The following is a 12,956-nucleotide window of genomic DNA, read 5'->3' as shown; positions in this document are numbered from 1 at the left end:
CAGTCAGTCTCGGACCGCGCCGACGATCAGGTAGACGACCGGCGTGTCGAGGACGGCGATCGCGAGCTTCAGCAGGTACTGACCCAGTCCGAGCGCGAGCAGCGCCGGCGGGTCGAACACCGGCCCGACCCCGAGCAAGAGCGGGGCGGCGTAGAAGGCGACGCCGACGAAGATGGCGGTGTCTATCGCTTGGCTCGTGGCGGTCGAGCCGATGTTGCGGAGCCACAGCATTCCCTCGCCCGTGCGGTCGCGGATCGCGTGGAACACGAACACGTCCCAGTTCTGGCTCACGACGTACGCCAGCAGGCTGCCCGCGACGATGTTCGCCGCCGGTCCGAGCGCCGCCTGGAAGGCGGCGGACACCTCGGGGTCGACACCGGGCGCCGCGAGCGTCGACCACACCAGCGCTAACACGAGGAAGTTCGCGAGGAACGCGACGTTGACGACCACCTGCGTCGCGCGCCGGCCGTACAGCTCCGCGTAGCAGTCGGAGGCGAGGAACGTGAGCGCGTACGCGAGCGCGGCGCCGGGCAGCAGGATCTCCGCGCCGACCACCGGCAGCGCGAACGGGAGCGGCAGCGCGAGCACCTTCGCTGCGGTGAGCTGCGCGGTCCCGAGCGCGACCGTGAACAGCGTGATAAGCGCCACCGCCGCGACCGCCGTCCGGTCCAGCGGGTCGGTCCGGAAGGGCCCGTTCTCGCCGGCCGCCGTCCGACTACTCATCGGTCTCCTCCGTTGACTCGCTCCTCTCCAACCCCGCCGCCGTCCCCGGGTCGTCGTCGAGCCGGTCGTGGCGGGCGTCGATCTCGTCGAGCAGGTCGAGGGTCTTCCGGATCGACGCGCGCACCGCGTCGCTGCGGTTCACGAACTTCCCGTCGTCGCCCACGTGGTCGTCGAGGTCGGCGAGCAGCTCCGCCGGGATCTCGACGCTTATCTTCGGCATACTCGCGTCGTGGACGCCGGGTAGGGATGAACGTTATTATCCGGAGATTATCGAGAGAGTCCCGAAGTGCTCGACTCGACGTCCGGCTGCGCTGCCCGCCCGCCCAGAGCTCGTAAACCGCTACGTTGAAGTGGGTTTACGAGTCCGTTGAGTCATGGCAACGAACACGGAGTCCGTCGATCTCGTCGGCGACGAGGCGGCGACGAACCTCGCTCGCGCCGCGCTGTTCGCGGCGCTCGTCGGGGCGTTCGCGTACGTCTCCTTCCCGAACCCGCTCTCGGCAGGGGTACCGATCACGCTCCAAGTCCTCGGCGTGTTCCTCGCGGGGATCATGCTCGGCCCGGTGTGGGGGTCGCTCTCGATGGTCCTGTACCTCGCCGCCGGCGCGGTCGGCGCGCCGGTCTTCTCCGGCGGCACCGCGGGGATCAGCTACCTGATCGCCAGCCCGACGCTCGGGTTCCTCTGGTCGTACCCCTTCGCCGCGGGAGTGATCGGGCTCGTCGCCCACCGCGGGACGAGCCTCTCCGAGGTCGACGCGGTCCCGACGCCGGTCCTCGTGGGAGCGATGGTCGCCGGGACCGCGATCATCTACGGGTTCGGCACGGTCGGCTTCGCGGTGATACAGTACGACCCGTGGTACGCGTCGCTGTGGCAGGCGTTCCTCGTCTCTTCGCTCGCCTTCGTCCCCGTCGAGGCGGTCAAGATCGCCGCCGCCGTCGGCATCGTCAAGAACGACGCGATCGCGGCTGCCTGACCCGGCGTGATCGCCGTCAGCGACCTCACGCACGCGTTCGACGGGGCGGTCGCGCTCGACTCGGTCTCGCTCTCCGTCGACGACGGCGAGTTCCTCCTCGTCACCGGCCCGAACGGCTCCGGCAAGACGACGCTCGTCCGTCACTTCAACGGCCTGCTCTCGCCCACCGAGGGAGAGGTCCGGATCAACGGCGTCCCGGCCGAGGCGGACCTCGTCGCGGCGCGGACGGCGGTCGGGATGGTGTTCCAACGCCCGGCGGACAGCTTCGTCGCCGCGACGATCGCGGCCGACGTGGCGTTCGGCCCCGAGAACCTCGGTCTGTCCCACGACGAGATCGACCGACGCGTGGCGACCGCCCTCGACGCGGTCAACCTCGCCGGGCGGGGCGACGAGCGGATCGACGCGCTCTCCGGCGGCGAGAAGGCCCGTGTCGCGGTCGCCGGCGCGCTGGCGATGGAGCCGGACCACCTCGTCCTCGACGAGCCGTTCTCGGGGCTCGACGAGCCCGCCCGTCGCTCGCTGCTGTCTCACCTCGCGTCGCTCTCGGCCGACGGAACGGGGATCGTCGTCGTCACTCACGACCTGCGCGGCCTGATCGACCGGTGTGACCGGGTGATCGCGCTCGCCGACGGGTCGATCGCGTTGGACGCCCCGCCCGAGGCGGCGCGCGCCGAACTCCCCGCGCTCGACGTCCACGTCCCGGCGAGCGAGCGCCTCGAGGGCGAGTCCGACACGCGATGATCGGCTACGTCCCCGGCTCGACTGTCGCGCACCGGCTCGACCCCCGGGCGAAGATCGCCGTTCAGGTCGCGTTCGCCGCCGCGGCGTTCGCGTACACGACCCCCCGCGGGCTCGCCGTCCTGTCCGTCCTCGCGCTCGCGGTCGCCCGGCTCGCGTCGCTGTCGCTCGCCGGCGTCGTCCGCTCGTTCAGGGTCATCCTCCCCTTCCTCGTCGCCGCGCCGCTCGTCGCGACGATCGAGCTGTCTCCGCCGGCGATAGACCCGGGAGCGGCCGTCTACCCGGCGCTGTCGAGCTACCGCGTGCTGCTCGTCGTCGTCGTCAGCGCGGCGTACGTCCGTACCACGACGGTCCGGGAGTCGCGCGCGGCGATCCAGCGGACCGTCCCGGGTCGCCCCGGCGTGTTCCTCGGCGTCGGCGTCTCGCTCGTCTTCCGGTTCCTCCCGGTTCTCCGGCGGGAGATCACGGCGGTCAGGGAGGCGTCGGCGGCCCGGCTCGGCACCGAACGCCCGCTCGTCGACCGGATCGAGCGCGTCGCCGTCGCGGGCGCGACCCGGACGCTGGGGCGCGCGGACCGCCTCTCCACGGCGCTCTCGGCCCGCTGTTTCGCGTGGAACCCGACGCTGCCGCGGCTGACGCTCACCCGAATCGACGCGCCGGCGCTGGCGCTCGCGGGAGCGCTGCTGGCGGCGGCGCTGTTTCGGGCCGTCTGAGCCGTCGTCGCTTGCGCGGACCGGGATCTCCTCCGCGGCGGGAGTCCTTCGATTCGCGCGAACGCCGCGCGGCGACCGCTGCGCTGTGGCAAGTTTTAACCCGGCCGTATCCCGGTGATCGATCATGACTCCCTTACAGGCGGCCACCCGCGAAACCTTCTGGACCATCGGTCCGGTGGGGAAGGCCGCGTTCTACTGGCTCGCCGTCGTCGCGATCCTCGTCTTCCTGTACGGCGTGTACGCGCGGTTCGCGGCGTACGCGCGCGGGAGCGAAGACCCGCGAGACCGGCTGTCGGACCTCCCCGGACGGGTGATCGGGGCGACGAAGACCGTCCTCGCGAACGAGAACCAGTTCGACGGGGACCTCTACACCGGCGTGATGCACACGTTCGTGCTGTGGGGGTTCCTCGTCCTGCTCGTCGCGACGACCATCCTCGGGATCGACATCGACCTCTACCGTCCGCTCACGGGCGAGTCCTTCTGGGTCGGCGACTTCTACCTCGCGTACCAGTTCGCCGTCGACGCGTTCGGCCTGCTGTTCGTCGTCGGCGTCGGCATGGCCGCGTACCGCCGCTACCGGCAGCGCGAGGGGCGGCTGTGGGGCAAACACACCTCCTTCGAGGACGACGCGTTCGTGTGGACGCTGTTCCTGCTCGGCGTCGGCGGCTTCGTCGTCGAGGGCGTGAGTATGGTCGGCCAGCCGGGGCGGGCGACCGAGACGGTGAGCTTCGTCGGGATGGCGCTCGCGACCGGGCTGGAGTCGGCCGGGCTCACGGCCGCGGGCGCCGAGGCGATATACGGCGTCCTCTGGTGGAGCCACTCGCTGCTGGCGTTCGCGTTCGTGGCGTGGATCCCCTACGCGAAGCCGTTCCACATGATCTCGTCGTTCGCCAACGTCGTCGCCCGCGACGAGAAGGCGGGCGCGCGGCTCCCGAACGTCCCCGCGGACCTCGACCACACGAACGCGGAGTCGCTCGACGACTTCACCTGGAAGGAGCTGATGGACGGCGACGCCTGTACGAAGTGCGGCCGGTGTACTGACGCCTGCCCCGCCGACACGGTCGGGCGCAACCTCGACCCGCGGAACGTCATCCTCGATCTGAAGTCGTACCGCGAGTCGGTGAGCGACGACCCGGTGGCCGGCTCGGGCGGCGGAGGCGGTCCCGCGGCGACCGACGGCGGCACGGTCCCCATCGTCGCCGACGAGGGCGGCGTCATCGACGCCGAGTCGATGGAGTCCTGTATGTCCTGTATGGCGTGTATGGACGCCTGCCCGGTCGACATCGAGCACCTCACCTCCTTCACGAAAATGAACCGCCAGCTCGTCGACGAGGGGGCGGTCGACTCGAACCTCCAAGACGTGTTCCAAGACGTGATGCAGAAGGGGAACACCTTCGGCGACTCCCAGGCGACCCGCGGCGACTGGGCCGACGACCTCGACGGCGTCGAGGTCCCGGACGCCCGCGAGACCGAGGTGGAGTACCTCTGGTACGTCGGCGACTACCCGAGCTTCGACGATCGGAACAAGAAGGTCGCGCGTGCGCTCGCCCGCCTCTTCGACGAGGCGGACGTGTCGTTCGGCATCCTCTTTGACGACGAGAAGACGGACGGCAACGACATCCGCCGGATCGGCGAGGAGTTCCTCTACCTCGAACTCGCCGGCCACCACGTCGAGACGTTCGCCGACTGCGAGTTCGAGAACATCGTCTGTACCGATCCGCACTCCTACAACACGATCAAAAACGAGTACCCCGAGGTCGACTTCGCGGAGTTCGCGGACGACCCGATGATGCCGTTCGAGCGCGAGGAGCCGTGGAACGCTGACGGCGCGGTCGACGTGTTCCACTGGACGCAGGTGGTCGAGGAGCTGGTCGAGGCGGGCCGGCTCGGCCTCTCGGGCGACGAGCTGGACTACACCGTCACCTACCACGACCCCTGTCACCTCGGCCGGTACAACGACGAGTACGAGGCGCCCCGCGAGCTCATCCGGGCGACCGGCGCCGACCTCCACGAGATGCCCCGGTCGCGGGACGACTCGTTCTGCTGCGGCGGCGGCGGCGGCGGGCTCTGGACCGAACACGAGGAGGAAGTCAAGCCGAGCGAGGAGCGCCTCCGTGAGGCCGTCGAGGACACCGACGCGGGGGCGTCGATCGAGAAGTTCGTCGTGGCCTGTCCGATGTGTACAACGATGTTCGAGGACGGGCGGAAGACGGGGGACTTCGAGGACCAGATCGAGATCGTCGACGTGGCGGAGCTGCTGATCGAGGCGGTGGAGGTCGGATCGTAGCGTGGGGACTCGGTCCGTCGGAGCCGCCGGACCGAGACGCTCGCCGCGACCGCCGTCACTACGCTCGCCGCGACCGCCGGTCCGTCGCCTCGTCCGTGCGCCGCAACAGCGCTCGCCCGGGGGCGCGGTCGCGGACCGGCGCGTCGCCGAGGTAGTCGACGAGCGCGTCGCGGAGCAGGGCGACGCCCTCGTCGTCGAGCGCCGCGCCCCGCTCTAACGACTCGATCGGGCGGTGGTACGGTGCCTCGTCGTCGGTCGCGCTCCGCGCGGCGTCGAGCAGTGCGGCGTGAGCCACCCACGCCTCCTCCCGGGAGGTCGTCGGCGCCGGCGGCCCGTCGGTCGTGGGAGGCGTCATTCGTCCGGGTTCTCCCGGTACGAGGACTTAAAACCACGTCCCGGTTTCGCCCCGATCCGGCGCCGAGGAGCCGCGCGCCGCCGTCTCTCCCCGCCGACCGTCGCTCTTCGGGAGTATATACTACTATATAGAATATGTGGAAGCATATAGCCGTACTGGGGAGTATGCGACACCACGTACCGTTCATAGCATACTACTTAACCGGAACTCGTCCACCCACACGTAATGGAGTCCAGTCACGACGCGGACGCAACGGGAATCACGCGGCGGAAATCGCTCGCGGCGATCGCCGGCGCCGGGGCGCTCGGTCTCGCCGGCTGTACGCAGAGCGGAGACGGCGGCTCGAGCGGCGACGAGCTCTCCGGTCCGATCAACATCGCCGGTTCGAGCACGGTGTTCCCGCTGATGAGCGCGGTCATGGAGGACTTCGCCGAGCAGCACCCCGGCGTCGACCCCGACATCAGCTCGACGGGGTCCGGCGGCGGATTCTCGAACTTCTTCTGTACGGGCGACACCGACTTCAACAACGCGAGCCGCCCGATCCAGCCCGAGGAGGAGGAGCTATGCGAGGAGAACGGCGTCGAGTACGTCGAGCTGATCGCGGCGACCGACGCGCTCACGGTCGTCGTCAACCCCGACGCCGACTGGATCGACTCGCTCACGACCGAGGAGCTCGCCCAGATCTGGAAGTCCGACCCCGTCCAGACGTGGGACGAGGTCCGCGACGAGTTCCCGAACGAGGAGATAAACCGCTTCGGCGCCGCCGACACCTCCGGCACGTACGACTACTTCATCGAGGCGATCCTCGAAGAGGAGGGCCACACCAGCGACTATCAGGCGACTGAGCAGGACAACACGATCGCCCAGGGCGTCTCCGGCGACCCGTACGCAATCGGCTACTTCGGCTTCGCGTACTACTTCCAGAACCCCGACCAGCTGAAGGCCCTCGGCATCGACGACGGCGACGGGCCGGTCGAGCCGAGCCTCGAAACCGCCTCGTCGGGCGAGTACACGCCGCTCTCGCGGCCCCTCTTCACCTACCCGTCGATCGAGTCGCTCGGCGAGGAGCACATCGCCGAGTTCGCCCGCTACTTCGTCGAACAGACGACGAACGAGGAGCTCGTCGCCAACGACGTCGGCTACGTGCCCGCCACCGAGGAGACGCAGGAGGAACAGATGCAGACGCTCGAAGACGCGATCGAGCAGGCGCAGGGCTGAGCCGGCGCGATGAACCGGTGTATTGATTTACGACAGCGTTCGATACCCCACCGTTCGTGACTGACAGCACAGAGAGTCCCGACCTGTCGCGGCGGGGCGGGCTCACACGACTGAAAGAGGGAACCTACGGCGGCCTGTTCGCGGCGTGTGCGGCGATAACCCTGCTCACCACGGCCGCAATCTTCGTCACGCTCCTGTCGGACGCGGTGGTGTTCTTCCGCTCGATCTCGATCGCCGAGTTCCTCACCGGCACCAACTGGAGCCCGAACCCGGCCGGCGGCGGGCAGGCGTTCGGCATCATCCCGCTTCTCATCGGGACGATCACGGTGACGATCACCGCGGCGTTCATCTCGATCCCGATCGGGACGCTCACGGCAATCTATCTCAGCGAGTACGCGACCCCGAACGCCCGGTCGATCCTGAAACCGCTGTTGGAGATCCTCGCGGGGATCCCGACGGTCGTGTACGGGTACTTCGCGCTCGTGTACGTCACTCCGGCGCTGAAGGCGACGCTGTTCCCGGAGATGAGCACGTTCAACGCCCTGTCCGCGTCGATCATGGTCGGGATCATGACGATCCCGATGGTGTCGTCGATCTCCGAGGACGCCATGAGCGCCGTGCCCGACGAGCTGCGGCAGGCCGGCTACGGGCTCGGCGCGACCAAGTTCGAGGTGTCGACCGGCATCGTCGTCCCGGCGTCGATCTCCGGGATCGCCTCCTCGTACATCCTCGCCGTCTCCCGCGCTATCGGCGAGACGATGATCGTCGTCGTCGCCATGGGCGCGCAGGCGCGGATGCCCGCGGTCCGGGAGGCGCTCTTCGGTATCCCCTTCGTCAACCCGGCCGACGTGCTCTTGGAGTCCGGGATGACCATCACCGTCGCGATGGTCCAGATCACCGGCGGCGACCTCACCGGCGGGACGCTCCCGTACAACTCCATGTTCGCGCTCGGCCTCGCGCTGTTCGCGGTAACGCTCGTCATGAACGTGATCAGTGATATCATCGCGCAACGCTACCGGGAGGAGTACTGATGGCGACCGACAACGCGAACGCGAACGGCTTCGGCGAGGTCAGTCGAGTCCGGGGAATCGTCTTCGAGTACCTGTCCCTGGGCGCGAGCGTGTTCGGCCTCGTCGCGCTCGGCGTGCTCCTCGTGTACGTCGCCATCGACGCCTTCGATCTCGCGAACGCGAGCCCGGAGTGGCTGCTGACGTACTTCCTCACGCTCGTCGTCCCGTTCCTCGCGTTCTGCCTGTACAGCGCGAGCGACCCGACCGTGACCCGACGCGCGCTCGGCGCGCTCGGCGGCGGCCTCGTCGCCGTCGCCGCGCTGTTCACCGCCATCGAGGCGCTCGTCGTGCCGATTCCGCGGCTCAACTGGCAGCTCGCGTACCTCTTCGTCGTCGCGGCCCCGGTCACCGCGTACCTCGCGTACGTCGGCAGCGGCGGCCGCGTCGGCGCGGTCGGCTTCGGACTCCTCGGGCGGCTGGTCGGCGGAGCCGCCGTCGGGCTCGCGGTCGGCACGCTGTTCCTCGTGTTCGACCCGCTGCTGTGGTTCCTCGCGTACACGCTCGGGGTCCTCCCGGCCGTCGGGCTGTACGCGTTCGGGCGGCGACGGTCGACGCCCCGAGCGCGGACCGCGGCGGCGCCGGTCGGCCTCGGCGGACTGGTCGCCGCGGTGTTCCTCCGCGAGGTGATCCCGACGTACCCGTCGGACCTGATCATCTACCTCTGGACGGTCGCCGTCCCGGTCGCGGTCGCGGGGGCGCTCCTCGTCGCCGACCGCCGGGGGCGCGTCGCCGCGGCCGCCGTCGGCGGCGTCCCGCTCGCCGCCGCGACTGCCGGGGGGTTCCTGGCGCCCGGCGCCGGGCTGCCCTCCCCGACGGTCCTCCTCGTGCTCGTCTCGATCGGCGTGCCGACCGCGGTGTACGTCTCTCGCGTCGTCGACGCCGGCGAGGGTCTCGCCGGCCTCGGGCTCCCGCTGCTCCTCGCCGCGGGCGCGGTCCTGGGCGCGCTGATCGTCGGAGCACTTGGCTTCCCGGCCCCCGACCCGTGGCTCGACGGGTCGTTCCTCACGGCGGCACCCTCTCGGACGCCGTCGGACGCCGGACTCTATCCGGCCATCGTCGGGTCCGTCATCATCATCGCGCTGGTCGCCGTGCTGTCGTTCGCGCTCGGGGTCGGCACGTCCGTCTTCCTGGAGGAATACACGCCGGGGACCGGGCCGCTCGGGACGCTGACGCGGATCCTCCAGGTCAACATCGCGAACCTCGCGGCGGTGCCGTCGGTCGTCTACGGGCTCCTCGGGCTGGGACTGTTCGCGAACCTCCTCGGGCTCGGCATCGGGACGGCGGTGACCGCGGCGCTGACGCTGTCGCTGCTCATCCTCCCGATCACGATCATCTCCGCGCAGGAGGCGATCCGGTCGGTGCCGGACGACCTCCGGCGCGGCTCCGACGCCATGGGCGCGACGCGCTGGCAGACGACGAAGAACGTGGTGCTGCCCGAGGCGATGCCGGGCATCCTCACCGGGACGATCCTCGCGCTCGGCCGCGCGATCGGCGAGACGGCGCCGCTGATCATGATCGGCGCGGCGACGACCGTGTTCAGGGCGCCGGACAGCCTGTTCAGTCGGTTCAGCGCCATGCCGATGCAGATCTACACGTGGGCCGGCTTCCCGCAGGCCGACTTCCGTTACGGCGTCGTCGCCGCAGGCGTTATCACGCTACTTCTCATCCTCGTCGGCATGAACGGGACGGCGATTCTGCTGCGGAACCGCGCGGAACGGGGGAGCTAACATGAGTAACACCACATCAGACGACTCGCTCATCACGACGGAGGTACAGGCGGACTCGAACGACGACAGCGCGGCGCCCGCCGCGGGCACCGCGGTGGCGGCGCGGAACCTGAACGTCTACTACGGCGACGAGCAGGCCATCGACGACGTGACGATGGAGATCCCCGAAGAGCGCGTCACCGCGCTCATCGGCCCCTCGGGCTGCGGGAAGTCGACGTTCCTCCGGTGTATTAACCGGATGAACGACATGATCGAGATCTGCCGCGTCGAGGGGGACGTGGAGTTCGGCGGCAAAAACGTGTACGACGCCGACGTCGACCCCGTCGCCCTGCGCCGGAAGATCGGGATGGTGTTCCAGAAGCCGAACCCGTTCCCGAAGTCGATCCGCGACAACGTCGCGTACGGGCTGAAGATCCAGGGGTTCGACGGCGACGTCGACGAGCGCGTCGAGGAGTCGCTGAAGGGCGCCGCGCTGTGGGACGAGGTGAAAGACCAGCTGGACTCCTCGGGCCTCGAACTCTCCGGCGGGCAACAGCAGCGCCTCTGTATCGCCCGGGCCATCGCACCCGACCCGGAGGTCATCCTGATGGACGAGCCGACCTCCGCGTTGGACCCCGTCGCGGCCTCGAAGATAGAGGACCTGATCGACGACCTCGCGGAGGAGTACACGGTCATCATCGTCACGCACAACATGCAGCAGGCGGCCCGGATCTCCGACCGGACGGCCGTGTTCCTCACCGGCGGCGAGCTGGTCGAGTACGACGACACGGCGAAGATCTTCGAGGACCCCGAAGCGCAGCGCGTCGAGGACTACATCACGGGCAAGTTCGGATAACGTTCCTCGAAATTCGCCCGGGGATCCGGAACGGCCGCCGACGCGGTGCGGTCGCCGCGCGCGGCGGGCGCCGTCCGGCGGACTGACGCACCGACGGCCGGACCACCCGAGCGCTTCCGGAATCACTAATCGGCTCCGTGCGTACCGATCGCACGGTGACGATACTCTACGAGCTCATCGGCGACCAGCCGCTCGCCGTCTGGATCGCGCTCGGCGTGATCGGGTTCCTCCTGACGTGGAAGGGCGCGAACGTCGTCGAGTCCACGACCTCGAAGATCAGCGACCACTTTGGCGTCTCGCAGGCGGTACAGGGCGGGCTGATCGTCGCGGCCGCCACGTCGTTCCCCGAGCTCGCGATCATCGTGATCTCCGTCTTGGTCCTCGGCGAGTTCGGCGTCGGCGCCGGGGCGCTCATCGGTACGGCGGTGTTCAACATCTTGGTCATCCCGGCCGCGGTCGCCATCACGAGCGGCGACACGGCGACGACGCAAGGGATCGTCTACCGCGACGCCATCTTCTACACGGTCGCGGTCCTCGCCCTCTTCGGCGTGATCGCCTTGGGCGTCCTCGGGACCGACGGGCGGGAGCTCGCCCGGATCTCCCCGCAGATGGGCGTCGGGCTGTTGGTACTGTACGGCGTGTACGTCATCCTGCTCGTCGGCGGCAAGAGCGGCGCGTCGGATCGGAAACGGGCCGAGTCGACGAACGTCCCGAAGCAGCTCGGCCTGTTCGCGGGCGGGCTGGCCGTCGTGCTCGTCGGCGTCGAGTCGATGATCGGCATGACGCTTCAGGTCGCCGACGCGCTCGGCGCGCCGCCGTTCCTGATCTCCGTGACCGTGCTCTCGGTGATGAGCTCGTTCCCGGACCTCCTCGTCGGCGTGAAGATGGGGCAGGCGGGCGACAAGCGGGCGGCGGTCGCGAACGTCTTCGGGACGAACACGTTCAACCTCGTCGCGGCGCTGCCGATCGGCGTCATCCTCGCCGGCGGGGTGTCGATCGGCTTCCTCACCTCCGTCCCGCTGCTTTTGTTCCTGTTTTACACGACGCTCGTCGTCGTGGTGCTGTCCGCGACGGACTTCGAGATATCGACCGAGGAGGGGTACGTCTTCCTCGCGATGTACGCGGTGTTCCTCGGGTGGATGACGACCGAGGCGCTCGGGGTCACCGCCTTCCTGACCGAGTCGACGCTCCGGACGATCGTCGGGTGAGCGGTTCGTGAGCCGGTCCGAGGCCGGCCACTGAGCGGACCCGCGGGACCGACTACTCAGTCAGAACGCGGACCTCGATGCCGTCGGTGTCGGTGACTACGATCCCGTCGTCGCGCTCGGCGACCGCAAACTCGGCGTCGCCCTCGGCCGCGACCGCGTCGAGCCGCGTTCGGACCGCGTCCAGCGCGGCCACGCCCGGAACGACCACCTCGAACCACGCCAGCCCGCGCCCGCCGGCCGGCGTCGTCCGCCCTCGCCACGTGTTCGCGCCGAGGTGGTGGTGGTAGCCGCCGGCCGCGACGAACCGGACGTCAGGGCCGCTCATCCCCGTCGCGAAGCCGAGTCCGTCGACGTACACCGCCTCGAACGCCGACAGCGAGGTCACTTCGAGGTGTACGTGACCCAGATCGGTGTCGGCGGGAGCGCGATCGACGAGGGCGGCGGAGCCGACTCCGCCGCCGTCGCTCCCGTCGCCGGCGGCCTCGGCGACTCCTTCGATATCGAGCGGTTCGGTCGCCATCTGCGCCGTTCCGCTCCCGGTGCGGGGCCACTCCTCCCGCGGCCGATCGCGGTATATCTCTACCCCGTTTCCCTCCGGGTCGTCGAGGTACAGCGCCTCGCTGACGAGGTGGTCGGAGGCGCCGTCGAGGCGCCACCCCTCCCGGACGCGCGCCAGCGCCTCGCCGAGCGCGGCCCGCGAGGGAACACGAAACGCGGTGTGGAAGAGCCCGGCGTCGCTCCGCTCTCGGTCCGGCGCGTCGGCGTCGCGTTCCAACACGAGCAGCGGGGCCCCTCCCGCCCCGAGCGTCGCGCGCCCGTCGTTGCGGTCGAGGACGGAGAGCCCGACCACGTCGCGGTAGAACGCGACTGCCTCGTCGAGGTCGGCGACCCGGAGCGCCCCGCGGCCGATCCGCGTTTCGGGCGGAAGGCCGCCTCCGCGGTCGCTCGCGGCGGTAGCGGAATCGCCGTCGTTGGTGTCGGTCACGAGACGATCTACGGTCGTCCGCGCGTTCAACGCGTCGGTGGCGGATCCGGACCGGAGGGGGTCCCCCGCTCGGACCTTCCCTATCTTCCGTTAGAATCAAGCGGGCACGTGACCCACCATGGG

Annotated in this window: 13 protein-coding genes; 9 read left to right on the top strand and 4 right to left on the bottom strand. The window is 69.6% G+C overall.

Going from position 1 to position 12,956, the window contains the following annotated elements:
• Positions 1–3 precede the first annotated feature (3 nt).
• Together EXE52_RS07395 and EXE52_RS07390 are read right to left on the bottom strand one after the other, a co-directional pair.
• Positions 4–723, bottom strand: a complete 720-nt coding sequence (locus EXE52_RS07395; protein WP_089308012.1) for a queuosine precursor transporter — start codon at positions 721–723, stop codon at positions 4–6.
• On the bottom strand, positions 716–943 hold the full coding sequence (locus tag EXE52_RS07390; RefSeq protein WP_089308011.1) for a type II toxin-antitoxin system ParD family antitoxin: 228 nt from the start codon (positions 941–943) through the stop codon (positions 716–718). The genes EXE52_RS07395 and EXE52_RS07390 overlap by 8 nt, the downstream gene beginning before the upstream one ends.
• A gap of 154 nt (positions 944–1,097) precedes the next feature.
• On the opposite strand from EXE52_RS07390, the gene EXE52_RS07385 reads away from it, so the two are divergent.
• The 4 genes from EXE52_RS07385 to EXE52_RS07370 all read left to right on the top strand — a co-directional run bounded on the left by EXE52_RS07385 (position 1,098) and on the right by EXE52_RS07370 (position 5,435).
• A complete protein-coding gene (locus EXE52_RS07385) occupies positions 1,098–1,697 on the top strand; it encodes a biotin transporter BioY (protein ID WP_049931473.1) in 600 nt (199 codons plus the stop codon).
• Positions 1,698–1,703: 6 nt separating this feature from the next.
• Entirely contained in the window at positions 1,704–2,438 is a 735-nt protein-coding gene (locus tag EXE52_RS07380) for an energy-coupling factor ABC transporter ATP-binding protein (RefSeq protein WP_089308010.1), read from the top strand.
• Complete coding sequence (locus tag EXE52_RS07375) at positions 2,435–3,148, top strand: energy-coupling factor transporter transmembrane protein EcfT (RefSeq protein WP_049931475.1); 714 nt, start codon at positions 2,435–2,437, stop codon at positions 3,146–3,148. Before EXE52_RS07380 ends, EXE52_RS07375 begins: the two co-directional genes overlap by 4 nt.
• A gap of 124 nt (positions 3,149–3,272) precedes the next feature.
• The gene (locus tag EXE52_RS07370; RefSeq protein ID WP_089308009.1) at positions 3,273–5,435 is read left to right on the top strand and encodes a (Fe-S)-binding protein; all 2,163 of its coding nucleotides are present in this window, start codon (positions 3,273–3,275) and stop codon (positions 5,433–5,435) included.
• 58 nt (positions 5,436–5,493) lie between these two features.
• Here EXE52_RS07370 and EXE52_RS07365 read toward each other — a convergent pair whose 3' ends face one another.
• Complete coding sequence (locus tag EXE52_RS07365; protein ID WP_049931477.1) at positions 5,494–5,790, bottom strand: hypothetical protein; 297 nt, start codon at positions 5,788–5,790, stop codon at positions 5,494–5,496.
• A gap of 225 nt (positions 5,791–6,015) precedes the next feature.
• On the opposite strand from EXE52_RS07365, the gene EXE52_RS07360 reads away from it, so the two are divergent.
• From EXE52_RS07360 to EXE52_RS07340, 5 genes are all read left to right on the top strand, one after another.
• The gene (locus EXE52_RS07360) at positions 6,016–7,008 is read left to right on the top strand and encodes a PstS family phosphate ABC transporter substrate-binding protein (RefSeq protein WP_089308008.1); all 993 of its coding nucleotides are present in this window, start codon (positions 6,016–6,018) and stop codon (positions 7,006–7,008) included.
• Positions 7,009–7,064: 56 nt separating this feature from the next.
• Entirely contained in the window at positions 7,065–8,039 is a 975-nt protein-coding gene (gene pstC, locus EXE52_RS07355) for a phosphate ABC transporter permease subunit PstC (protein WP_089308007.1), read from the top strand.
• Entirely contained in the window at positions 8,039–9,805 is a 1,767-nt protein-coding gene (gene pstA, locus EXE52_RS07350; RefSeq protein WP_049931480.1) for a phosphate ABC transporter permease PstA, read from the top strand. Before pstC ends, pstA begins: the two co-directional genes overlap by 1 nt.
• A gap of 1 nt (position 9,806) precedes the next feature.
• On the top strand, positions 9,807–10,640 hold the full coding sequence (gene pstB / locus EXE52_RS07345; RefSeq protein ID WP_086215905.1) for a phosphate ABC transporter ATP-binding protein PstB: 834 nt from the start codon (positions 9,807–9,809) through the stop codon (positions 10,638–10,640).
• Between the two features lie 155 nt (positions 10,641–10,795).
• Positions 10,796–11,848 (top strand): sodium:calcium antiporter, encoded by a 1,053-nt coding sequence (locus EXE52_RS07340; protein ID WP_086215904.1) that lies wholly within the window; start codon positions 10,796–10,798, stop codon positions 11,846–11,848.
• 52 nt (positions 11,849–11,900) lie between these two features.
• On the opposite strand, the gene EXE52_RS07335 is transcribed toward EXE52_RS07340, so the two are convergent.
• Complete coding sequence (locus tag EXE52_RS07335) at positions 11,901–12,833, bottom strand: VOC family protein (RefSeq protein WP_089308006.1); 933 nt, start codon at positions 12,831–12,833, stop codon at positions 11,901–11,903.
• Positions 12,834–12,956: the final 123 nt, after the last annotated feature.

The sequence above is a fragment of the Halorubrum sp. CGM4_25_10-8A genome (genome assembly GCF_005435025.1).
GTDB lineage: Archaea > Halobacteriota > Halobacteria > Halobacteriales > Haloferacaceae > Halorubrum > Halorubrum ezzemoulense.
Note: the sequence above shows the minus strand (reverse complement) of the source record. Positions and strands in the feature narration are given on the sequence as shown.